The following is a 21,076-nucleotide window of genomic DNA, read 5'->3' as shown; positions in this document are numbered from 1 at the left end:
TCCTTAGAAGAGTTCGATCTCGCCGGCATCCATGGTGTTCTGCAGCGCAGGGCCGCGCGAACGGATGCGGGCTTTCTCGCGTTGCACCGCCAGGCGCTCACGCACGCGCTCGGAATGCTGGCGCAGCACCTGCACATCGACGGTTTCGCAAGCCAGTGTCTCGATGTCGCGCGTGGTCTCGGCAGCCACGCCCTGCAACTCGACCAGCCGCGTGCGCGTCTGGTTGAGCAACTGGCTGAGGATGTCCTCGAACTGCAGCGAGCGGATGGTGGTGGATACATCGTTGCCCAGGCCGCGATTGATCTCCACCACCTGGTCCGCCACCGCGCTGGTACGCGCGTCGCTTTCGGTGACGTGCGCCATCATCGCATCGATATCGCCCTTGGCCGACAACGCCACGTTGAGGTCCTGCGACGCCAACTCGCCGATCAAGCCGCGCACCTGTTCCATCGCAATGCGGGCGCGCTCGACGTGGCTGCCGATCTGCTCGTTGAACTGGTTGGAATGGCTGGCCAGATTGCGGATCTCGCCGGCCACCACCGCAAAGCCGCGCCCCGCCTCGCCCGCGCGCGCGGCCTCGATCGCCGCGTTGAGCGCCAGCAGGTTGGTTTCCTCGGCGATCGTGTTGACGTTCTTGAGCAGTGCGAACACGGCATCCATTTCCTTGGACATGCCGTCGATGCGATAGACGATGCGCAGGCTTTCGCGCGACAGCTGCACGATCAGGCCGACGAAGTGTTCCAGCAGGTCGCCGGTACGCGCGGCAAAGTCCTGCACCGACACCCCGCCGTTCTGCACGTCGATGATCTGCTTCAACAGCGACTGCTGCATCCCGGTCTTGTGCGACAAGCCATCGAAGCCGCCGCCCAATTCGGAAACCGCATCGCGCAGCAGGTCCAGCGCCTGGTGCAGTTCGCGCGAGGCGTGGCCGAGTTCGTCGACCAGCGCGCCACGTACATCTTCCAGCGCTTCGCGCACCGGTTCGTGGTCGGGACTCTGCGAGGTTTCCAGCACGACGGCAGGTACCGCCAGGCGCCGGCATTCGAAGATCCACACGGCGCACAGCGCAGTGACCAGCACCGGCGCCATCCAGCCTGGATTCCAGGCCAGGCACAGCAGCAGGGCGAGCAGGCTTGCGCCAATGCCTGCAAAGGGACGCGGAGCGGATGGAAAGATGATGGCGGACATAATGATGTTCCGTGCGTCAGGATGCCGCGCGTCGTGCGCTGGCAATGGGTTGTTGCGCCAGCACCAGCAGGTGCGCGGCGATTCGTTCGAGCGGCAATTTTTCATCGGCGGCGCCCAGCTTCCAGGCGGCGCCGGGCATGCCCCACACGACCGAGCTGGCCTCGTCCTGCACCAGCGTCGGCGCGCCGCTTTCGCGCAATTCGAGCAGGCCGCGCGCACCATCGTCGCCCATTCCGGTGAGCAGTACACCGATGGCGGCGGCGCCGATGCTGGCGGCGGTGGAACGGAACAGTACGTCGACGCTGGGTTTGTGGCGATTGACCTGCGGGCCGTCATGCAGGCGGCAGACATGCTTGGCGCCATCCCACATCACCAGCAGATGTTCGCCGCCGGGCGCGATATAGGCATGGCCCGGCTGGATCGGCTGGCCATCGCGCGCCTCGCACACGCGCATGGCCGAGCAATGATTCATGCGCGTCGCGAAGGGACCGCTGAAAGCGGCGGGAATATGCTGGGTGATCACCATCGGCGGCGCATCCGGCGGCATCGCTTCCAGCAGCACGCGAATCGCTTCGGTGCCGCCGGTGGACGCGCCCACTGCGATGATGCGCGTGCTGCCGCGCGTGCCCGCCGATTGCGAACGCGGCAGCACCGCGTCGGCGGAAAGGCGCGGCGGCACGTCCAGTTTCTGCACCGGTGTATAAGCGCGTGGCCGGGTCAGCGCGGCCAGCTTTACTTTCGCGCAGATTTCCTGCGCACTCTCGGCAAAGCTGTTGGCCAGGTCGCTCGATGGCTTGGTGAAAAAATCCACCGCACCGATTTCCAGCGCACGCAAGGTAACTTCCGCGCCGCGCTCGGTCAGCGAGGACACCATCACCACCGGCATCGGACGCAGGCGCATCAGGTTCTCGAGGAACGTCAGCCCGTCCATGCGCGGCATTTCCACGTCCAGCGTGAGCACGTCCGGATCGAGCTGCTTGATCTTTTCGCGCGCGATCAGCGGATCGGCAGCCACGCCGACCACCTCGATGCCCGGATCGGAATCGAGCATGGCCGACAACAGCTTCCGCACCAGCGCGGAATCGTCGACTACCAGGACGCGAACTTTTGACATGGATGCCTAACCTTTCCTGATGAACCTCGACCGAAGCCAATGCCCGTGGCACCTGCTTCGCGAATGGCGCTTTCCCAGCCTCGCTAGAAAAGCTCCACCTCTCCCTTTATCGGATCGTTCGCCAAACGCTTGAGGTACCGCTGCTCGCTGGCGGCCAGTTCGGCGTCGCGCTGGCTGCGCAGCTGGCGCACCCGCACCCGGCCGCTGGCAGGAAAATACTGCAGCTGGCGCGGATAGATATCGCCGACGTCCGCCGCCACCAGCGGCAGGCTTTCGGTTTCCAGGTAGCGCCTGACGAAGGCGATATTGCGCTGGCCTACGTCGGTCATCTGCGCCAGCACCCGGCCGCCGCCGAAGATCTTCACGGTCAGCGACTCGCGCTTGCCGCCCGCCTTGAGAATCGCGTTGATCAGCTGCTCCATCGCATCGCTGCCATAGCGCGCCGCGCGGCCCACCGCGGCCGACCAATCGTTGCGCTCGGCGCCCAGCGGCTCGGGCAACATGAAATGATTCATGCCGCCGATACCCCGCTCGTTATCGCGGATGCAGGCCGACACGCACGAACCCAGCACGGTGGAGACCATTTCTTCCTGCGCGCTGACATAGAACTCGCCAGGCAGCACCTTGACGGTCATGCAGCCGTGCGTGGGATCCCAAAAGCGGCGCATATGCTCGAAACCGGGCAAGACAGGAGCTGCGGTATTCGGCGCGACGGCGATACCTGGCAAAGGGGCGGTCATGGAACGCATTTCCGGTAGACGGTACGGCCGACCAGTTCGAACGAATCGCTCAGGCCGTACATCGATTCGGAATGACCAAGGAACAGATAACCGCCCTGCTCAAGCAAGCCGGCATAGCGATCGAACAGCCGCTGCTTGGTCGGCTTGTCGAAATAGATCACTACGTTGCGGCAGAAGATCGCGTCGAACGGACCGCGCATCGGCCACTCATGCAACAGGTTGAGCGGCTGTATCGTGACCAGTTCGCGCAGCCGCGGATGCACGCAGGCGAGCCCTTCATAGCTGCCTTCGCCGCGCAAGAACCAGCGATTGCGACGCGCCTCGCTGACGCCGCCCATGCGCTCGAGCGCATACGTGCCGGCACGCGCCTGCTCCAACGCTTGCGGCGACAAATCGGTAGCGAGGATGCGTGCATCGACCTTGCTGCCGGTGCGCTCCAGCGCTTCGGCCAGCACCATCGCCAGCGCGTAAGGTTCCTCGCCGCTGGAGCAGCCGGCGGACCAGATGCGCAGGCGGCCGCCGTTCTTTTTGGCTTCCAGCCAGCGCGGCAGCAGTTCGTCGACCAGCAGGTCGTAGTGATGCATCTCGCGGAAGAACGATGTGACATTGGTGCTGATCGCGCTGGCCAGGTCGCCCAGTTCGCCATCCGGATCCCGGCGCAATACATCGCAATAACCGCTGAAATCCCTCAGTCCCAGCGCACGCAATCGGCGCAGCAGGCGGCCTTGTACCAGCTGGCGCTTCTGTTCGCTCAGTGAAATGCCGCAATGCTGGTAGACAAAGTCACGCAGGAACTGGAATTCGGCATCGCCGAGCAATGGACTGCCGCCGCTCGCCGGGGTTGCCTGGAAATCGCTGGGCGCGGTCGTCGCCATGGTTCAGGCCGCCATCCGGCCGTTGGCGGTTCCGACAGCGGAAGCTGCGATCAATGTGCGGAACGAGAACCTGTTGCGAAGAGTCACGACACAAACCTCATAGAGTCATGGGACCAAGCATCGCTTGCGATGCGCGGGTGTCCCTACCGCCTGCACGGCGCTCCTGCATTGCCTGCGTGTGCTTGCTGCGTGCCGCCTGGTGATTAACTGTCCTCCCCTGCTTGCTGGCAGGGGAGGACGCAAGCCATGACACCAGCGGACGAAAACAACCTGGCTCAGAATTCCTTCCAGGCACCGCTATCGACCGTCTCCGGTGCCGCGCGGCGGCCGCTATTCGCCGCTGGCGCCGATTGACGCACCGCGGCGAACACAGCTTCGGTCTCGGCCAGGATCTGTGCTGTCTTCGGCCTGGCGGATGCCGGCGCGGCTGTTGCATCGCCAAGACGGAAGAAGTTCACCTGGCGCGACAGCTCGCCGGCCTGTTCGTGCATGGCGCGCGCGGCGGCGGATGCTTCTTCCACCAGCGCGGCGTTCTGCTGGGTCATCTCGTCCATCTGGGACACGGCGTTGTTGACCTGGTCGATGCCGGCCGATTGTTCCTGGCTGGCAGCCGCGATCTCGGCCACGATGTCGGTGACTTTTTTCACGCTATCGACGATATCGGACAGCGCCTTGCCGGATTGATCCACCAGCTCCGAGCCGGCGCGCACTTTGTCCGCGCTGTCGTTGATCAGCAGCTTGATCTCCTTCGCCGCGCCAGCACTGCGCTGCGCCAGGTTGCGCACTTCGGTGGCGACCACGGCGAAACCGCGGCCCTGCTCGCCGGCACGTGCCGCTTCCACCGCCGCGTTCAGCGCCAGCAGATTGGTCTGGAAAGCGATCTCGTCGATCAGGCTGACAATGTCGGAAATCTTGCGGCTGGAACTGTTGATCTCGCGCATGGCGGTCACCGCCTGCGCCGCCACTTCGCCGCCGCGCTCGGCCTGCTCGCGCGCACCGCGGGCCAGCTGATTGGCGTGGCTGGCATTCTCCGCATTCTGCTTCACGGTCGAGGTCATTTCCTCCATCGACGAAGCGGTTTCTTCCAGGCTCGAGGCCTGTTCCTGCGTGCGCTGGCTGAGGTCGTCGTTGCCGCGCGCGATCTGCTGCGCGGCCGTACTCACCGCATCGGAACCCTGGCGCACTTCGGCGACGATCTCCACCAGGCGCAAGTCCATCGTGCGCAAGGCGCCGAGCAACTGGGCCAACTCGTCATTGCCCTTGACCTGCACGTCATGGCCCAGCTTGCCGTCGGCGATGCCATGGGCGACTTTCATCGCATAGCTCAGCGCATGCGAGATCGAGCGGATCAGCAACGCGGAGCGCAACAGCGCGAACAGCAGGCCAGCGAGCAGCGCGATGATGGTAATCGTGCGCACGCGCTGGTAACTCTTGACCTGGTCCTGGAAAATCTGGCCGGCTTCGGCGCTCTGTACCTGCACCAGCTTGGACAGCGCGTCCTGGCGTTGCATCAGCAGCGGGCGCAGTTCCATCTCGACCAGATCGGCGGCGCCGGTATCGGCCTGCTTGATGGCATCGAGCACGTCCTGCTTGGCCTGCTCGTAGTCTTTGTCGGTGGAGTGCCAGTCCTTGGCCGCGACCGCCACCGCCGGGCTCATCGGAAGCATGGCGAAGCGCTTCTTGTAGTCGTTCATTTCGTTCTGGTAGCGCGTGAACTCCTCCATCTTCTGCTTCACCTGGTCAGGCTTGCCGACCAGGCTGGCCGCCTCATTGAGGGTAAGGAAGGATTTGAGCGAGTCGGCACGCACCACATCCAGGATCTGCGACGGCACCAGCTCCGCTTCGTAGATGCGTTGCGTGCCGGCATTCTGCCGTGACATCGAGTACAGGCCGATCGCCGCGCCGGCCAGCAACATGACGCCGAGCAATCCGACCAGCAAGACCAGGCGGGCCTTGATCGACAGCGATTTGAATTTGAATTTTGGGAAGCGCAATTTCATTGTCTTGTTCCTTCAGGCCACGGCTTTCACATCGTCGACCGCATTCAAGGCGGCTTCGAGCATTTGCGCGTCCTGCGGTTGCAGCAACTTGTCTGCGTCGAGCAGCAACACCATGCGGTCGCCGACCGATGTCAGTCCTTTCAGATATTCGGTATCCACGGTGGTGCCCATGTCCGGCACCGGTCGCACCGCGTTGCCAGCCACGTCGAGCACGTCGGACACGGCATCCACCACCACGCCGAACTGGCGTCCGGCCACGGTGATGATCACGGTGACGGTGGTCGCGTTGTATTCCTCGCGCGCGAGGCCGAAGCGCAGGCGCAGGTCGATCACCGGAACGATCGCGCCGCGCAGGTTCAGCACGCCCAGCACATAGTGCGGCGATTGCGGAATGCGCGTCACCGGCGTCCAGCCCCGGATCTCGCGCACGGCCAGGATGTCGATACCGTATTCCTCGTGCGCGAGGTTCACGGTGAGGTATTGCGAGGGGAGCGCTTCGCCCCGGGCTTGGTCAGACATGTTTCGCCTCGTCATTGGAGCCCCACACGGTGCTCCCGTTCGGAAGATGGATCGGCGGTTCGGGGGAAAACTTGAGCTATCGCCGGGCTTGCTCTTTGCCTTTGCCCGCCTGCGCAATGGAGCGAAAGGCGGGGATATCTCGCGAAAGCAGCGAACTGTGGCAGCGCTTTGATGGAGGCTTTATTGCAAGAACCACCCCTCACCCCAGCCCTCTCTCCGCAGGGGAGAGGGAGCCCCATCCGCGAGGCATGCTTTTCCTCCTCTCCCCTGCGGGGAGAGGACCGAGGTGAGGGGAAACCTCGCGACCGAGCCAGGGCGGAGCGGCGCTTTGAAGGAGCTTTATCGCAAGAACACCCCTCACCCCAACCCTCTCCCCGAAGGGGAGAGGGAGCACAATCCGCGAGGCATGCTTTTCCTCCTTTCCCCGCAGGGGGAGCAAAAACCGCAAGCCTGTTGCTTTTATGCCGCCTTGCGCCGCGCCTGCAGGCGGATCAGGCCGGCGATGTCGATGATCAGCGCGACCGAACCATCGGCCAGGATGGTGGCGCCGGAGATGCCTTCGACCCGGCGATAGTTGGCTTCCAGCGACTTCACCACCGCCTGCTGCTGGCCAATCAATTCGTCGACGAACAACCCGACCTGGCTCCCGTCCGCCTCCACCACGATGACCAGGCCATCCTCGATGTTCGGCCGCGCATTGGCGCAACCGAACTGTTGGTGCAGACGCACGATCGGCAGGTATTCGCCACGGAAGCGGAACAGCTCGCCGCCGCCGGTGATGCTGCGCACCGCATCGGCGGGCAGCTGGATCGATTCCACGATCGACACCAGCGGCACGATGTAGCACTCCTCGCCCACCGCCGCGCGCAAACCGTCGATGATGGCCAGCGTGAGCGGCAAGGTAATGGTGAAGGTCGTGCCCTTGCCGGGTCGGCTCTGGATGGAAACGTTGCCGCCCAGGTCCACCACGTTGCGGCGAACCACGTCCATGCCGACGCCGCGACCGGACAGGTCGGTGGTAACGGCGGCGGTGGAAAAGCCCGGCTGGAAGATCAGCTCGCCGACGGCTTCGTCGCTGATGCCTTCGGCGCTCTTGAGCAAGCCTTTCTGCAGCGCCTTGGCCACGATCGCCTCGCGATTCAGGCCGGCGCCGTCGTCCACGATTTCCACCACGATGGAGCCGCCGCGATGGAAGGCTTCCAGGCGCAGCGTGCCCATGTCGCCCTTGCCGGCAGCGCGGCGCTTGTCCGGCGTTTCCAGGCCATGGTCGATCGCATTGCGCACCAGGTGCACCAGCGGATCGCCGATTTTCTCCAGCACGGTCTTGTCCAGCTCGGTGTGCTCGCCAACCAGCTCCAGCTTCACCTGCTTGCCGAGCTTCTGGCTGAGATCGCGCACCAGCCGCGGAAAACGGTTGAATACCGACCCGATCGGCAGCATGCGGATGCCCATCACGCTTTCCTGCAGCGAGCGCGTATGGCGCGCCAGATGGGCCAGGCCCTGCTGCAGCAGCGCCAGGCGCGATGGATCGAAATCCTCGCGGAACTGATCGAGCATCGCCTGCGTAATCACCAGTTCGCCGACCAGGTCGATCAGGCCATCGATCTTGTCGATGCCCACGCGCACCGAACCGGCGTCGTTGCTGCTGGCGGTGGCGCTGCGCGCTACGCCTGCCGTGCTGGCGGGAGCGGGAGCGGCCACCGGCGCCGGCGGCGGGGCAACGGCGGCGAGCGGTTCGATACTCAAATCGCACTCGTCCTCGACCCATTCGAACACCGTCGCGATGGCCTCGCGGCTGACCGCGCCGGTCAGTTGCATGCGCCAGCCCAGGTGGCATTCGGCAGGATCGAGCGCGTCCAGCGCAGGCAGACGATCCAGTTGCGCCTCGACCGCCAGCTCGCCGAGCGCGGCCAATTCACGCAGCAGGCGCAGCGGATCGTTGCCGCCGGCCAGCATGCCGGCATGCGGCCGGAATTGAATGATCCAGCCGCCGGAAGCGGCCGGCTTGGCACTGGCTTTGGCGACGACCGGCGTAGCGTGTCCCGCGGCGGCTGACAGTTGCTGTTTCAGGCTTTCGCTGCCCGCATCGGCCAGCGGCTGCCCGCTCTGCGCACGCTCGAACATGCCGCGCAGGCAGTCGACCGTGCGCAACATCAGCTCGACGATCGGCTTGTCGATCGCACGACGGCCATCGCGCACCTGATCGAGCAGCGATTCGGCCTCGTGCGTAAACGCGGCCATCTCCGGAAAACCGAACGTGGCCGCGCCGCCCTTGATCGAATGCGCCGCACGGAAAATGCTGTGCACCAGCTCGGCGTCGCCGCCGTCATCGAGCGCCAGCAGCGCCGCTTCCATGGCGTCGAGCCCTTCGAGGCTTTCCTCGAAGAAGACTTTGTGGAATTGCGCGATGTTGACGCTGCTCATAGGAAAAGTCCTGGATTAATCCGGATGCTCGTGGCCATGCTTTTCTCCCTCTCCCCTCTGGAGGAGAGGGCTGGGGTGAGGGGCGCGCTGCCTCAAGCCTGAAAATCAAAGCGCCGGCATGAATGCTGTTTTTCGCAAGTTGGCCCCTCACCCTAACCCGCTCCCCAAAGGGGGAGCGGGGACTGGCTTGAGGCTTCCCACTCCTTGGAGGGGAGAGGGAATTGGCTTCCCTCTCCCCGAAGGAAGAGGGAACCGGCTGAAGTTCAGCCGAGCACGCGCTTGACCGTCGCCAGCAACTGTTCCGGATCGAACGGCTTCACCAGCCAGCCGGTCGCGCCGGCCGCCTTGCCTTCCATCTTCTTGTCCGTATTGGATTCGGTGGTCAGCATCAGGATCGGCACGCCTTTGTACTCGGCGCGCGTGCGCAATTCGCGCACCATGCTGAGGCCGTCCATCACCGGCATGTTGACGTCGGCCAGCACCAGGTCGAACCGTGAGCCGGCCGCGGTGTCCAGCGCGTGCTGGCCGTTTTCCGCCTCGCTTACTTCATAGCCCGCGCTGCGCAGCGTGAAAGCCACCATGCCGCGCATCGAAGCCGAATCGTCCACCGCAAGAATCTTTGCCATCTTCCACCTCAAGTTCAGGCCGGCACGGTTGCCGGCAATGCCAATGCTTGTGCCACGCCGAGCTGGACAGCCGCATCCCGCAACGGCGCGCTTGCCCCGGCCCAGCTCACCGGACATCCGCGCGTGCCCGCATCGCGCTGGAACGCAACCAGCAATTGCAGCGCCGCCGTATCCACGCGCTCCACCGCGCTGCCGTCCAGCACGATGCGCGAGGCGTCCAGCGCCTCGCGCAACTGCCGGTGCAGATCGCTTACGTCGGCGATGCGGCAATCGGCGGGCATGCCTACCCGCGCCTCGCCCTTTACCGCTACCGCATCGCCTTTGCCCTTGCCGCCCATAGCCCACGCCCTCGACGGATATCTGTATGGGGGTTTTATCGGCCGGGCCGGTGGCAGCTTTAGAGGTCGGCGGCGGGTGCGCGGGCATGCCGCGACGCCTTGCCTGGATGTAGACCAGGGCAACTGGCGCTAAAGTTCGAACCGGTCCGGCCGATAGCCATCAAGGTTCGCGTAAACGTGCGAGCCAGCCTGTCGCTGGCCGAGGGACCAAGCGTGATCATCCAGCCAACCAGCGTTGCCGCACTGACCTGGCTCGGTGCCGCCGCCGGCGCCAGCTCAGAAGGCTGGCGTATTGGCAGCGTGCTGTCCGCGCGTCCGCTTGGCATTACCGAACAGGGGCTGATGGTCTTGCAGGTAGGCGCGCTTACGGTAGAAGCCGAGGCGCCCGGCACCCGCCTTCCATCGCAATTCCAGGTGCGCGTGTTGAGCCTTGGCGCGCAACCGCAACTGGAAATACTCGGGGCCGATTCCCGGCTCGACAGCCATCTCAACCAGGCCCTGCGCGAGCGGCTGCCGCAGCAGAACGGTTATGCGCCGCTGCTCGCCACCATCGGCGCGTTGTCGCAATGGTCGCTCGTCAAGCAGTTGCCGCCGTATTTGCGTTCGGCGCTGGCCCTGCTCGAACACAGCATGAGCACGCCGCAAGAACTGGCAACCGGCGAAGGCCTGCGCCAGGCGGTCAATCGCAGCGGCCTGTTCCTCGAATCGCAGCTGGCCCAGGCGCCGGCCAATGAAGCAACCACCGCGCACGATGACATGAAGGGCGCCATGCTGCGCCTGGTTTCGATCCTGAAAGGCCAGCCGCTGCCTGGCGAAAGCGCCGACGACGAAGTGGATCCGCCGCTGCTTTACCGCGGCGTCGTACCCCAGGGACGCCTGCCGCTGCCGCAGGAACTGGCCAGTTCCGGCGAGGCCACCGACTTCCTGCCACGCCTGTATACCGACGTGCAGGGCGCGCTGGCGCGACTGGAAGTGGCGCAGTTGCAGGCCAACCCACATCACTGGATGGTGGAGATTCCGGTACAGAACGCAGACGGCGCCGACGTGCTGCAGCTGTCGCTGAAGCACGAGCAAGAAGCCGAACAAGGCTGGACGATGGGTTTTTCGCTGGACCTGCCGCCGCTGGGACCGCTGGTTGGCGAACTGCACCTGCGTGGCTTGCGCCTGTCGGTGCGGTTGTGGGCGCAGCATCGCGATACGGTGGATCGCCTTGAAAATCAGTTCGAGGACCTGCGCGCACGGCTGGATGCCACCGGCCTGTTCCTCGATCAACTGAGTTGCCAGTTCGGCCTGCCGCAGGCCGGCAACAGCGTCAGCGCGGTATTCCTGAAGGCGACGGTATGAGCGCGCCGCTGCTGCCCGCCCCGCAACGCAAGGTAGTGCTTCGCTTGCCGGGAGGCGCGGATGGCACCCAGGCTTCGGCGAACTTCCCCACGCACGATGTGGAAAACCTGTTCCGGCATGCGCAAGCGCTGGGCCTGCCGATGCACCACGATCCGCAGATCGCCGCGCTGCTGGTATCGCTGCGCATGAGCGCGGAAGTACCGCCGCTTTTATATGCCGCGGCTGCGGCCGTGCTGGCGAGCATCTATGAGGCTTCACGCAAGGCGGACGCCTAGCCCTGTCGCAAGAAACATCCTCTCCCCTCCAGCCATCCTCGCGGCAAGCATTCTTCGAAGCGTCGCTTCGATATGCAACGGCGCCAGAGTGTCCCCCTCACCTCGATCCTCTCCCCGGAGGGAGAGGAGGAACATCCGAAAGCCGCTCAGGCGCGCTTGGCGTACAAACGCAGCACCAGCTCCGCTTCGTGGCGCGACAACCCACAGCACGCCATCAACTGATCCAGGCCGCTACCCTCGCGCGCCAGTTGCTGCGCCAGTTCGTAATTGCTGGCGGAAGAGTGATGGCCCGCCGACCGCAGCGACGTCATCTGCGTGGCGGGCACCTCGACCGAACGCCGCAACGCCGCCGGCTCGGCCGCGCGCTGCTGCGTGCGTTCCTCCAGCATGCCCAGGCGATGATCGATCTTGCTCAGCGCATTGACGATCAGCAGTTCCGGCACGCCGCCGGCTTCGCCGCCGCTGGCGGCCCCACCGCGTTTCATGCGCACGCCACGTTTCAAGCGACGGCCTTGCTGCCAGAGCAGGACGATCGCGACCGCCTGCAGCGCCACTACCAAAACCACTGTCGTTTCAAGCAACATCTTTCAACTCCCGGTGAAGACGGCACACACGCGCGACATCGAGCAGCGCGACAAAACCACCCTGCCAACCCATTACCGCCTGCACGGGATCGTCCATCCGCGCCGGACGCGCGGGTGGCGGCTCGATGGCGGCTGCCTTCGGCTGCAGCAAATCCCCCACCGCGTCCACCCGCAAACCGACGCGATGCGTGTCATGCGCGAACACCACGATGCGCACCGAGGCCGGATCAGGCGCTGACGCCCGCTCCAGCCCAAGGCGGCGGCGCCCGTCCATGACTGGCACGATGTGCCCGCGCAGATGGCAGATGCCGAGCAAGTCCGCGGCCGCGCCGGGCACCGGCGTGGGTAGCTGGTCGCGGATCACTTCGCTGACTTTATTCAGCAATACGGCGTAGTGCTGTCCTCCCAACTGGAAAGACAGCCACGGTTCGCTCGCGATTTTTTCGATATCGGACACAAGGTTCATGCGCGGGCCCTATCCCTTGCTCTGGGGTGTGACGGGTTGCGGCGGCGAGGTCGCCGCTGGCGTGGCAACGATGGTCGCGATCGGCGTGATCACCGGCGCGGACGGAAGCCCGCCCGGCGTCACCACCAGCGGCGCCGTATGGACGGGCGCGGCAAGCGCGGCGGAAACCGGTGTCGCGACGGGCGCGGCGTTCGAATCGTCCGTGGCATGGCCATCTGCGTCGGCGGTCTGGTTGATCTGGTCGCTGTTGGTATAGAAGCGTCGCGGTCCCGCCTTGTCGCTCAGCACCACCACCAGCACGCGGCGATTCCGGTTGCGTCCGTCTTCGCTGGCGTTATCGGCCGCGGGACGATACTGCCCCCAACCGACGATGCCCAGCCGCTCCGGATCCACGCCGTGCTCGGCGAACAGCCGCGCCACGCTGGCGGCGCGTGCGGCGGACAACTCCCAGTTCGACGGATACACGGCGGTATCGATCGGCATGTCGTCGGTATAGCCTTCCACGCGCAGCGGGTTGGCAAACGGCGCCAGGATCGTGCCGAGGCTGCTCAGCACCTGGTTGGCCGATGGCGACAGCGTGGCGACGCCACTGGGGAACAGAATGTCCGTGCGGATTTCGATTTCCAGCCAGTTCGGCGTGCGCCGCACGATCACCAGTTTCTTGTCGATCAGCGGTTGCAGCGCGTGCTCGACTTCGTTGCGGATGCGTTCGAGGTTTTGCTGTTCGTCGCTCAGTCGGTTCTTGTTCTGGTCCGAAGCCTTGCCTTGCTCGGTCGCCGGCGTGGCGATGTGCTGGGTCAGCACCGGCAGCAGGATCTGCGCCAGCGGCGTGCGCGGGATCGGCGCCGGCTTGTTGGTCGGCACCGGCATGCTCGATTGCGACGGGTTGGGCGTAATCGGCTGGATCACGCTGCGCGAGCCGTTGAAAGCAGCCGAAATCGCCTGCGCCAGCGCGCGATATTTGGTGGTGTTGACGCTCGACATCGCATACAGCACCACGAACAGCGCCAGCAGCAAGGTCAGCAGATCCGCATACGGGATCACCCAGGCTTCGTGATTGGCGTGCTCTTCGTGCTTGTGCCGGCGTCTCATACGAGATAACCCTGCAACTTGCTCTCGATCTGCCGCGGGTTGTCGCCCTGCGCGATCGAGATCAAGCCCTCGATCAAGATTTCCCGCACCTGCGTCTGCTTGTTGATCAGCGCCTTCAGGCGCGCGCCGATCGGCAGCAGCAACAGGTTGGCCAGGCTGATGCCGTAAATGGTGGCGACGAACGCCGCGGCGATGCCATGGCCGAGCTTGGCCGGATCGGTGAGATCGCGCATCACCGCCATCAGGCCCAGCACCGCGCCGATGATGCCCATGGTGGGCGAATACACGCCGCCTTGCTCATACACTTTCGCAGCATGCAGATCGGCCTGCTCGCGCGTTTCCACTTCCAGCTCCAGCACGCTGCGGATCGCTTCGGGCTCGCTGCCGTCGACCAGCAATTGCAGGCCCTTCTTCACCAGCGGATCTTCTTCGGCCTCGATGTGCGATTCCAGCCCGAGCAGGCCCTGGCGGCGCGAGATTTCGCTCCAGCCGATCACCCGGCTGATCAGGTCCGAAGGATGCAATTCCGGCGGCTTGTAGACCATCTTCAACATGCCCGCCGCACGCTTGAGTACTTTGCCCTGTGTATGCAACAACAAGGCGGAGATGGTGCCGATGAACACGATCACGAACGCCGCCGGATTCCACAGCGCGGAAACGTCGGTGCCCTTGAGGATGGCGCCGACGATCAGCACCACGAAGGCGAGGATGGTGCCGGCGATGCTTACGACGTCCATGCCGACTCACCGTGCGTCAACGCGATCTTGCTATGGCTCCCTCTCCGCGTGCCCCGCAGGGGAGAGGGAGTCATGCGTGTCGCGGCGAAGTGCGCGTGCATCATGCCGACACCTTCAGCGAAGGCAGCAGTCGTCCGTCGTCCTGCGACAGGGCTGCCAGGTCCAGCACCAGCGCCAGGCGGCCGTCGCCGGTTACGGTCGCGCCCGCCACGCCTGGTACGCCTTCGAACAGCGGGCCAAGCGGTTTCACCATTACGTCCTCGCGGCCGATCACTTCATGCACCAGGCAACCCAGATGCATATGCCCTACGTGCAGCACCACCCCGTGGTGTCCGCCGGCACCTTGCACGCCGGCCCAGTCGGCCAGGTCGCCCAGCACCAGCGCGCGGCCGCGATGCGCGGCAACGCGGCGGCCATCGAGCAGGTGATCGTGCTGCGGATAAAGTTCGAACACTTCGCTGACGTTGCTGAGCGGCAGCGCGAACAGGCGATCGGCCACGCGCACCATCAATACGCGCAGGATCGCCAGCGTCAGCGGTACGGTAAGTTCCAGCGTGCTGCCATGACCCAGGCGCGAATGCACCTGCAAGGTGCCGCCAAGTTCGGCGACGCGGGTTTTCACCACATCCATGCCGACGCCGCGGCCGGAGATATCGGAGATCGTCGCGGCAGTGCTGAAGCCGGGACGGAAAATCAGTTCATAGCATTCCACTTCCGACAGGCGCGCGGCCTGCGTGGCGTCGATCACGCCTTTTTCGACCGCCTTGCGTCGCAGCACTTCCGGATCCATGCCACGGCCGTCGTCGCTGACCGAGATCACGATGCGTTCGCCGCGCTGGCTGGCCGACAGCGTTACCTTGCCCTTGGCCGGCTTGCCGGCACGCGCGCGGCCGGCCGGATCTTCCAGACCGTGGTCGACGGCGTTGCGCAACAGGTGGATCAGCGGATCGGCCAACGCTTCGACCAGGCTGCGGTCCAGATCGGTGTCTTCACCCTGGGTGATCAGCTCGATTTCCTTGCCGAGCTGGCGCGCAAGATCGCGCACGATGCGCGGGAAGCGCTGGAACAGGCGGCCTACCGGCTGCATGCGCATGCCCAGCACGGCGGTTTGCAGATCGTCGGAAACGCGATCGAGATCGCCCGCCATCGCCGACAGCGATTCGTTCTCGCTGCGGGTAGCCAGGCTCAACAGGCGATTGCGCAACAACACCAGCTCGCCGGCGCGGTTGACCAGCGTATCCAGGCGCGTGGTATCGACGCGCACCGTGTTCTCGCCTTGCGGCTTGGCGGCGGGCGAACGGGCGGCGCCTGGTGCAGGAGCCGGTGCGGGCGCAGGAGCCGGCGCCGCAGCCACGTGGCCCGGTGCCGCGCCCTTGCCATGCAGATTGTCCAGCAAGGCTTCGAATTCGTCCTCGCTGATGTCGGCCTTTTCCACCACCTCCGGCTTCGCGCCCGGTGCGGCACCCTTGCCGTGCAGGGTATCGAGCAGGCTTTCGAATTCGTCGTCGCCGATTTCCTTGGCCGCATGCGCGGGAGCGCCGGGGACGCCGCCACGGCCATACAAGGTATCGAGCAGCGCTTCGAATTCCACTTCGACCGGATCGGCGGCGCGCGCCGGCGCGGCGTCGGCCATCGGCACGGCATCCACCACCGGTTGCAGCCGCTGCAACAATGCTTGCGGCGGCGGCGTCATCGGCTCGCCGTTGGCCAGCGCCGACATCATCGCATTGAGCAGGTCCAGCGCTTCGAGCAGCGCGTCCATATGCGCCGCGTTCAATACCAGCCTGGCGTTGCGTGCGTCGTTGAGCAATTCCTCGGCGTTGTGGCACAGCTGTACCATCGGCTCGACGCCGAGGAATCCGGCGCCGCCCTTGACCGTGTGGAACACGCGGAACACCGCGTTGAGCAGCTCGCGATCGTGCGGCGAAGCTTCCAGCTCGATCAGCTGTTCGCCCAGCCGTTGCACCAACTCCCCGGCCTCGACCAGGAAGTCGTCACGCAGCTCGCTGTCCAGGTTCGGATCCATCAATGTGCATCCTTGGCCATGCCGCTGTTCTTTCTGGCGACGCCCAGTCTTTTCGCGCCGTGCCCACCCAAACGCGCATCCACGTTGCTCGCCCGCGGAACGTGCAGATGGATGCCCGCCTTCGCGGGCATGACATCGCGGCGAGATGAAGCGTTACCCGCCAACCTGCCCTCCAGGAAAAGGGCCATCGTTCGTTTCGCCGAAGTGCCGCGCATTCGCTGCATGCTCAGAATCCGAATTCGCTCAGCAAGCGATCGACTTCGTCCTGGCTGGACACCTTGGCCACTTCCACCGGCGCTTCGCGCCCGGCGAGCGCACCCGTGAGCCGCACCAGTTCCAGCAGCGAGGATTCGACGCTCTCGATAAAGCTCACCACTTTCTTGACGCGCTGGCCGGCCAGGTCCTGCCACGACTGCACCAGCACCATGTCGTTGAGGCCTTCGCAGCAGGCATTCGCGAACACTTGTGCCTGGCGCGCCAGCACCGCGGCCGGATCGGTTTCGCTGTTGTTGAAATCAAGCACGGCGACGGCGTTGTTGGACAGCGCTTCGGCTTCCGGACGGATGCGGTCGACGAAATCCAGGCTGCGATGGGCCGCCTTGGAACTCATTTCCAGTACTTCGGCCAGGTAGTTGCGTGCGTCGACCATGCTGTCGGGCACGCCTTCGTTGGCCAGGTCGCTGCCAAGGCGGCTCACCGCACCGTGCAAATCGCGCGCAAGCACGCCAAGCGCGCGGAACAGGTGTTGCTCGCGCTGGCGCACCATCGTGTCCAGGGCTTGCTCGAAAGCGGCGCCGTCGGTGCTGTTGAGCAATGCGAGGACTTCGGGCGGCAGGCCTTCACTGACTGCGGCGTTATCGGGGGCGTTCATGCGGAGGCTCCACTGGCAGCCAGGCGCTCGAAGATCTTGTCCAGCTTTTCCTTCAGCGTGACCGCCGTGAAGGGCTTGACGATGTATCCGTTCACGCCGGCCTGGGCAGCGGCGATGATCTGTTCGCGATTGTTCTCGGCGGTCACCATCAGCACCGGCAAGCCTTTGAGCTTGGGCTCGGCGCGGATCGCCTGCAGCAACTCGATGCCGGTCATGTTCGGCATGTTCCAGTCGGTGACGACCATGTCGAAGGGGTTGGCCTTCAGCATGGCCAGCGCGTTATGACCGTCGTCGGCTTCCTGGATCAGCGGATTGCTGAAACCCAGTTCGACCAGCAGGTTGCGGACGATTCGCCGCATGGTGGAGAAATCGTCCACCACGAGGATTTTCATGTTCTTGTCCAACGCTTTTTCTCCGAAAGCAGAAACGGGTGGGGAGTTGTTCTTCCTCTCCCCACCGGGGAGAGGATCGAGGTGAGGGAGCAAGCTCGCGCGATAGTTTTTTGAAGCGCCGGCCTATGGATGCGACGCCTCGCAAGGCTGACCCCTCACCCCAGCCCCCTCCCCGGTGGGCAGAGGGCGCGCGCGTGCGCAGCCTTTCCACATGTTGTTGCGGTCAACCATCGCGCCAGTCCCCCATGCGCGCGCGCAGCCGCACCAGCGCCTGGCCATGGATCTGGCATACGCGCGATTCGGTTACGCCAAGCACCATGCCGATTTCCTTCAAGTTCAATTCCTGCTCGTAGTACAGCGACATCACCAGTTGCTCGCGCTTGGGCAGCGTGCCGATCGCTTCGGCCAGCGCTTCGCGCAGGCCGTTCTGCTCGATGCTGTCCTGCGGGCCGAGGTTGTCGTGGTCGGCCACATCCAGCGCACTGCCCTCGCCGCCTTCGCCGTCGTCCGGCGCGGTCAGGCTGAGCAGCCGCGCGCTGGTCGCATCGGCCAGCACCTGGTGGTATTCCTCGGCGCTGATGCCAAGCCGCTTCACCACTTCGGCGCTTTCCGCGTCGGCCCCGGTTTCGTTTTCGATCTGCCGCACCACCTCGGCCACTTCACGCACCTTGCGGTGCACCGAACGGGGGGTCCAGTCGGTACGCCGCAGTTCGTCCAGCATCGCGCCACGGATGCGGATGCCCGCATACGTCTCGAAGCTGGCCGCGCGATCGGTGGTGAAGTTTCGCGCCGCTTCCAGCAAGCCGATCATGCCCGCCTGCACCAGGTCTCCCACATCCACGCTGGGCGGCAACCGTCCCATCAGGTGATAGGCGATCCGCCGCACGAGCGGCGCGTGCCGGCGCACCAATTGGTCCGCATCTTCGCGCTGCAGCTGGAGGTATTCCGAAGCCACGTTCATGTCACCACCCCGCGGCCGGTATGTTCTGGCCGCTGAAAAAAGCAATGCGTCCGAGGTCCGGGCACGCGGGTTTTCCCCATGTATCGACCGCACCCGCCAATTGCTTGAATCCGACCGCCGCACGGCTGGACGGCCACAGGTCCACCACCGCGCCCTGCCGGCGGATGGCCTGGCGCAGCCATTCGTCATACGGCAGCATGCCCATGTAATCGAGGGCTACGTCGAGGAACCGCCCGCATACCCGCGCCAGTTTTTCGTAGAGTTTTTTCGCGTCGCCAGCCTGGCGCACCATGTTGGCGACGATATGGAAGCGCCGCACGCCGAAGTCGTGCGCCAGGATCTTGATCAGCGCGTAGGCATCGGTCAGCGAGGCCAGCTCATCGCAGACCACGATCAGCACGTCGTCGGCGGCCGCGGCGAACATCGCCACGTTGTCGGCGACGCCGGCGGCGGTATCCACCACCAGGAACTCCGGCGGCTGGATCAGCTCGTCGAAGGCGCGGATCACCGCGGCGTGCTCGCCGTTGCCCATCTTTGCCAGCCGGCGCACGCCCGAGCCGCCCGGCACCACCTTCAGGCCGTGCTGGGCCGGCATGATCAGGTCCTGCAAGGTGCAGTGACCCTCCAGCAGATGGCCGACATGGCGCGTAGGGTTCAGGCCAAGCTGCACGTCGATGTTGGCGACGCCCATGTCGGCATCCAGCAACATCACGTCGCGCCCGGCCATCGCCATCGCCATCGCCAGGTTCACCGCGACCGTGGTCTTGCCGACCCCGCCCTTGCCGCCGGCGACGGCGATGGTGCGCGTGGTGCGACACTTGCCGACCACCGGGCGCAGGCTCGCCGCCTGGTGGAAACTGTCCAGCTCGTCCCGGTGTTCGCGGGCGGCGGAAAAAAGATGGTGCAAGCCTGCTGCCTGATTCACTTGCAATGCCTCGCTCATGCGTTGACGCCCGTGTGCGTTGATACGTTCCGTGCACCCTCATGCTTCCCTGCCGCCTTGGCCAGGGAACGTCCAAGGCTCGGGACCACGCTCGCGCGGCGATGAAATTCGTTGAAGTGCGCCGTGTTCATAGACCGGCCACCGCCAGGCCGAAGCGCTCGGCCATGTCCAGGTCGTCCGGGCCGGAGCCCAGCCGTTTCGGTGTCTGCGCCGCGCGGCACACCAGCACGCGCGCATCGGCGGCGGCGATATCCTCGGGTACGCGCTGGCCGTCGGTGGTGCAATCGAGCGCCAGCCGGTGGCGGATCAGCGTCGACAGCAAGCCGCCCAGGCTCGGCGCCTCGTCCAGCTTGGTCGCGATGCATGCGCCCGGGCGCAGCGGCAGGTAGGCGCGCACGGATTCGTCCAGCGCGGAGGCCTGCGCATTGGCCGCCAGCACCAGGCAGGCGCGCAGCTTCGCGCCGCCCTGTACGCCGGCGTCGCGCAACACATCCATCTGCTGTTGCAGGCGCGGATCGTTGCCGGACACGCCAGCGGTATCGACCAGCACGGTGTGGTGATCGCGCAGCAGGTTGAGCGTCTGCGCCAGGCCGGCCGCGTCGTAGGCCGGATACACGCGCACGCCCAGCAGGCGGCCGTAATGTTCCAGCTGCGCGGCCGCGCCAATGCGGTAGTGATCGGTGCTGACCAGCGCCACCTTGGCCGGGCCATGGTTCATCACCGCACACGCGGCCAATTTTGCAATCGTCGTGGTCTTGCCCACGCCGGTGGGACCGACCAGCGCGGTGACGCCGCCGGTATCGGCCAGGCGCCGGCCGCTGACTTGCAGGCTGCGGCTGAGCAGGCCCAGTGGCAGGTAGCGCGCCTGGTCGGCATTCAATTCCTCGGGCAGCTCGTCGATCAGCTGGCGCGCCACATCGGTCTCGATGCCCAGCCGCGACATGTCGCGCAGCACGCGCGCGCGCATCGGGCTGCGGCGTTCCATATCGTTCCACGCCAGGCTGGAAAGCTGCTGCTCGAGCAACTGGCGCAGGCCACCCAGTTCGGTGCGCATGCGCGCGGTCTCCAGCGCGTTCTGTTCCATCATCGGCTGCAGCGCGGCGATCTCGCTGGGCGGGACCGGCATCGGCGGCGGTGGTGGTGTCGTGGCGCGCACTTCCTTGACCGGCTCCCTGGGCACTTCTTTCATGCGCTCCTTCGGCAGTTCCCTGGCGACTTCTTTCAGCGGCGGCTTGATCGCTTCAGGCGTGATCGCCGGCGCGGGCGCGTTGTGGCGCACGGCCTCGCGCATCAGCGTCTCGTCGTAGTCGACCGCGGCGATGATCTCGATGCCTTCTTCCATGCGGCGCGTCGACAGGATCACCGCGTCGGCACCCTGTTCCGCGCGCACGTCGCGCATGGCCTGGCGCATGTCGGGAGCCAGGAAACGTTTGATCTTCATGGCATGCTCCTGACTTCGACCTCGGATGTCGCGTGCATGAGCCACTTTGTATTCACGCTGATGTCAATCATCCGATGCTCCAAGACTTATCTGCTACCTAACCACCGTCATGCTTGATGC

22 protein-coding genes are annotated in these 21,076 nt (G+C 65.2%); 2 read left to right on the top strand and 20 right to left on the bottom strand.

Annotated elements, in window-relative coordinates:
• Positions 1-3: 3 nt before the first annotated feature.
• From ISP15_RS05340 to ISP15_RS05300, 9 genes are all read right to left on the bottom strand, one after another.
• Positions 4-1,188, bottom strand: coding sequence for a methyl-accepting chemotaxis protein (locus tag ISP15_RS05340; RefSeq protein ID WP_404545866.1), 1,185 nt, complete (start codon positions 1,186-1,188; stop codon positions 4-6).
• Between the two features lie 16 nt (positions 1,189-1,204).
• A complete protein-coding gene (locus tag ISP15_RS05335) occupies positions 1,205-2,302 on the bottom strand; it encodes a protein-glutamate methylesterase/protein-glutamine glutaminase (protein WP_404545864.1) in 1,098 nt (365 codons plus the stop codon).
• A gap of 83 nt (positions 2,303-2,385) precedes the next feature.
• Positions 2,386-3,042 (bottom strand): chemoreceptor glutamine deamidase CheD, encoded by a 657-nt coding sequence (gene cheD, locus ISP15_RS05330; protein ID WP_404545862.1) that lies wholly within the window; start codon positions 3,040-3,042, stop codon positions 2,386-2,388.
• Positions 3,039-3,917: a CheR family methyltransferase gene (locus tag ISP15_RS05325; protein WP_404545861.1), complete on the bottom strand. Its 879-nt coding sequence runs from the start codon at positions 3,915-3,917 to the stop codon at positions 3,039-3,041. The genes cheD and ISP15_RS05325 overlap by 4 nt, the downstream gene beginning before the upstream one ends.
• 275 nt (positions 3,918-4,192) lie before the next feature.
• A complete protein-coding gene (locus ISP15_RS05320) occupies positions 4,193-5,917 on the bottom strand; it encodes a methyl-accepting chemotaxis protein (RefSeq protein ID WP_404545859.1) in 1,725 nt (574 codons plus the stop codon).
• A 12-nt stretch (positions 5,918-5,929) separates the two neighbouring features.
• Complete coding sequence (locus ISP15_RS05315) at positions 5,930-6,436, bottom strand: chemotaxis protein CheW (protein WP_404545857.1); 507 nt, start codon at positions 6,434-6,436, stop codon at positions 5,930-5,932.
• A gap of 459 nt (positions 6,437-6,895) precedes the next feature.
• The gene (locus tag ISP15_RS05310) at positions 6,896-8,860 is read right to left on the bottom strand and encodes a chemotaxis protein CheA (RefSeq protein WP_404545855.1); all 1,965 of its coding nucleotides are present in this window, start codon (positions 8,858-8,860) and stop codon (positions 6,896-6,898) included.
• A 263-nt stretch (positions 8,861-9,123) separates the two neighbouring features.
• Entirely contained in the window at positions 9,124-9,486 is a 363-nt protein-coding gene (locus ISP15_RS05305) for a response regulator (protein WP_404545853.1), read from the bottom strand.
• A gap of 14 nt (positions 9,487-9,500) precedes the next feature.
• The gene (locus ISP15_RS05300) at positions 9,501-9,824 is read right to left on the bottom strand and encodes an STAS domain-containing protein (RefSeq protein ID WP_404545852.1); all 324 of its coding nucleotides are present in this window, start codon (positions 9,822-9,824) and stop codon (positions 9,501-9,503) included.
• A gap of 177 nt (positions 9,825-10,001) precedes the next feature.
• Between ISP15_RS05300 and fliK the strand changes: the two genes are divergently transcribed.
• Together fliK and ISP15_RS05290 are read left to right on the top strand one after the other, a co-directional pair.
• Positions 10,002-11,168, top strand: coding sequence for a flagellar hook-length control protein FliK (gene fliK, locus ISP15_RS05295; RefSeq protein ID WP_404545851.1), 1,167 nt, complete (start codon positions 10,002-10,004; stop codon positions 11,166-11,168).
• A complete protein-coding gene (locus tag ISP15_RS05290; RefSeq protein WP_404545849.1) occupies positions 11,165-11,443 on the top strand; it encodes a flagellar biosynthesis protein in 279 nt (92 codons plus the stop codon). The genes fliK and ISP15_RS05290 overlap by 4 nt, the downstream gene beginning before the upstream one ends.
• A gap of 146 nt (positions 11,444-11,589) precedes the next feature.
• On the opposite strand, the gene ISP15_RS05285 is transcribed toward ISP15_RS05290, so the two are convergent.
• The 11 genes from ISP15_RS05285 to flhF all read right to left on the bottom strand — a co-directional run bounded on the left by ISP15_RS05285 (position 11,590) and on the right by flhF (position 20,956).
• Positions 11,590-12,027, bottom strand: a complete 438-nt coding sequence (locus tag ISP15_RS05285; RefSeq protein WP_404545847.1) for a DUF2802 domain-containing protein — start codon at positions 12,025-12,027, stop codon at positions 11,590-11,592.
• Positions 12,017-12,493 carry a chemotaxis protein CheW gene (locus ISP15_RS05280; protein WP_404545846.1) on the bottom strand — a complete coding sequence of 159 codons (477 nt, stop codon included), beginning with the start codon at positions 12,491-12,493 and terminating at the stop codon, positions 12,017-12,019. The genes ISP15_RS05285 and ISP15_RS05280 overlap by 11 nt, the downstream gene beginning before the upstream one ends.
• A gap of 9 nt (positions 12,494-12,502) precedes the next feature.
• Positions 12,503-13,585 (bottom strand): flagellar motor protein MotD, encoded by a 1,083-nt coding sequence (gene motD, locus ISP15_RS05275; protein ID WP_404545844.1) that lies wholly within the window; start codon positions 13,583-13,585, stop codon positions 12,503-12,505.
• Positions 13,582-14,322 (bottom strand): flagellar motor protein, encoded by a 741-nt coding sequence (locus ISP15_RS05270; protein ID WP_404545842.1) that lies wholly within the window; start codon positions 14,320-14,322, stop codon positions 13,582-13,584. Before ISP15_RS05270 ends, motD begins: the two co-directional genes overlap by 4 nt.
• Before the next feature lie 100 nt (positions 14,323-14,422).
• Positions 14,423-16,348 (bottom strand): chemotaxis protein CheA, encoded by a 1,926-nt coding sequence (locus ISP15_RS05265; protein WP_404545841.1) that lies wholly within the window; start codon positions 16,346-16,348, stop codon positions 14,423-14,425.
• Positions 16,348-16,572: a hypothetical protein gene (locus ISP15_RS05260; protein ID WP_404545839.1), complete on the bottom strand. Its 225-nt coding sequence runs from the start codon at positions 16,570-16,572 to the stop codon at positions 16,348-16,350. The genes ISP15_RS05265 and ISP15_RS05260 overlap by 1 nt, the downstream gene beginning before the upstream one ends.
• 2 nt (positions 16,573-16,574) lie before the next feature.
• On the bottom strand, positions 16,575-17,219 hold the full coding sequence (locus ISP15_RS05255; protein ID WP_404545838.1) for a protein phosphatase CheZ: 645 nt from the start codon (positions 17,217-17,219) through the stop codon (positions 16,575-16,577).
• Positions 17,216-17,623 (bottom strand): chemotaxis response regulator CheY, encoded by a 408-nt coding sequence (gene cheY, locus ISP15_RS05250; protein ID WP_404545835.1) that lies wholly within the window; start codon positions 17,621-17,623, stop codon positions 17,216-17,218. Before cheY ends, ISP15_RS05255 begins: the two co-directional genes overlap by 4 nt.
• Positions 17,624-17,834: 211 nt before the next feature.
• On the bottom strand, positions 17,835-18,572 hold the full coding sequence (locus ISP15_RS05245; RefSeq protein WP_404545833.1) for an RNA polymerase sigma factor FliA: 738 nt from the start codon (positions 18,570-18,572) through the stop codon (positions 17,835-17,837).
• 1 nt (position 18,573) lies between these two features.
• Positions 18,574-19,515, bottom strand: a complete 942-nt coding sequence (locus tag ISP15_RS05240; RefSeq protein WP_404545831.1) for a MinD/ParA family ATP-binding protein — start codon at positions 19,513-19,515, stop codon at positions 18,574-18,576.
• A 127-nt stretch (positions 19,516-19,642) separates the two neighbouring features.
• Entirely contained in the window at positions 19,643-20,956 is a 1,314-nt protein-coding gene (flhF, locus tag ISP15_RS05235) for a flagellar biosynthesis protein FlhF (RefSeq protein WP_404545829.1), read from the bottom strand.
• Positions 20,957-21,076 lie beyond the last annotated feature (120 nt).

The organism is Dyella jejuensis (assembly GCF_044904675.1).
Taxonomy (GTDB): Bacteria; Pseudomonadota; Gammaproteobacteria; order Xanthomonadales; family Rhodanobacteraceae; genus Dyella_B; species Dyella_B jejuensis.
This window is presented reverse-complemented; position numbering and strand designations above follow the sequence as displayed.

Bases quoted from the DNA above. Each gene is read 5' to 3' on its own strand.
- ISP15_RS05340 (WP_404545866.1), bottom strand. From the start codon at position 1,188: ATGTCCGCCATCATCTTTCCATCCGCTCCGCGTCCCTTTGCAGGCATT.
- ISP15_RS05335 (WP_404545864.1), bottom strand. From the start codon at position 2,302: ATGTCAAAAGTTCGCGTCCTGGTAGTCGACGATTCCGCGCTGGTGCGG.
- cheD (WP_404545862.1), bottom strand. From the start codon at position 3,042: ATGACCGCCCCTTTGCCAGGTATCGCCGTCGCGCCGAATACCGCAGCT.
- ISP15_RS05325 (WP_404545861.1), bottom strand. From the start codon at position 3,917: ATGGCGACGACCGCGCCCAGCGATTTCCAGGCAACCCCGGCGAGCGGC.
- ISP15_RS05320 (WP_404545859.1), bottom strand. From the start codon at position 5,917: ATGAAATTGCGCTTCCCAAAATTCAAATTCAAATCGCTGTCGATCAAG.
- ISP15_RS05315 (WP_404545857.1), bottom strand. From the start codon at position 6,436: ATGTCTGACCAAGCCCGGGGCGAAGCGCTCCCCTCGCAATACCTCACC.
- ISP15_RS05310 (WP_404545855.1), bottom strand. From the start codon at position 8,860: ATGAGCAGCGTCAACATCGCGCAATTCCACAAAGTCTTCTTCGAGGAA.
- ISP15_RS05305 (WP_404545853.1), bottom strand. From the start codon at position 9,486: ATGGCAAAGATTCTTGCGGTGGACGATTCGGCTTCGATGCGCGGCATG.
- ISP15_RS05300 (WP_404545852.1), bottom strand. From the start codon at position 9,824: ATGGGCGGCAAGGGCAAAGGCGATGCGGTAGCGGTAAAGGGCGAGGCG.
- ISP15_RS05290 (WP_404545849.1), top strand. From the start codon at position 11,165: ATGAGCGCGCCGCTGCTGCCCGCCCCGCAACGCAAGGTAGTGCTTCGC.
- ISP15_RS05285 (WP_404545847.1), bottom strand. From the start codon at position 12,027: ATGTTGCTTGAAACGACAGTGGTTTTGGTAGTGGCGCTGCAGGCGGTC.
- ISP15_RS05280 (WP_404545846.1), bottom strand. From the start codon at position 12,493: ATGAACCTTGTGTCCGATATCGAAAAAATCGCGAGCGAACCGTGGCTG.
- motD (WP_404545844.1), bottom strand. From the start codon at position 13,585: ATGAGACGCCGGCACAAGCACGAAGAGCACGCCAATCACGAAGCCTGG.
- ISP15_RS05270 (WP_404545842.1), bottom strand. From the start codon at position 14,322: ATGGACGTCGTAAGCATCGCCGGCACCATCCTCGCCTTCGTGGTGCTG.
- ISP15_RS05265 (WP_404545841.1), bottom strand. From the start codon at position 16,348: ATGGATCCGAACCTGGACAGCGAGCTGCGTGACGACTTCCTGGTCGAG.
- ISP15_RS05260 (WP_404545839.1), bottom strand. From the start codon at position 16,572: ATGCAGCGAATGCGCGGCACTTCGGCGAAACGAACGATGGCCCTTTTC.
- ISP15_RS05255 (WP_404545838.1), bottom strand. From the start codon at position 17,219: ATGAACGCCCCCGATAACGCCGCAGTCAGTGAAGGCCTGCCGCCCGAA.
- ISP15_RS05245 (WP_404545833.1), bottom strand. From the start codon at position 18,572: ATGAACGTGGCTTCGGAATACCTCCAGCTGCAGCGCGAAGATGCGGAC.
- ISP15_RS05240 (WP_404545831.1), bottom strand. From the start codon at position 19,515: ATGAGCGAGGCATTGCAAGTGAATCAGGCAGCAGGCTTGCACCATCTT.
- flhF (WP_404545829.1), bottom strand. From the start codon at position 20,956: ATGAAGATCAAACGTTTCCTGGCTCCCGACATGCGCCAGGCCATGCGC.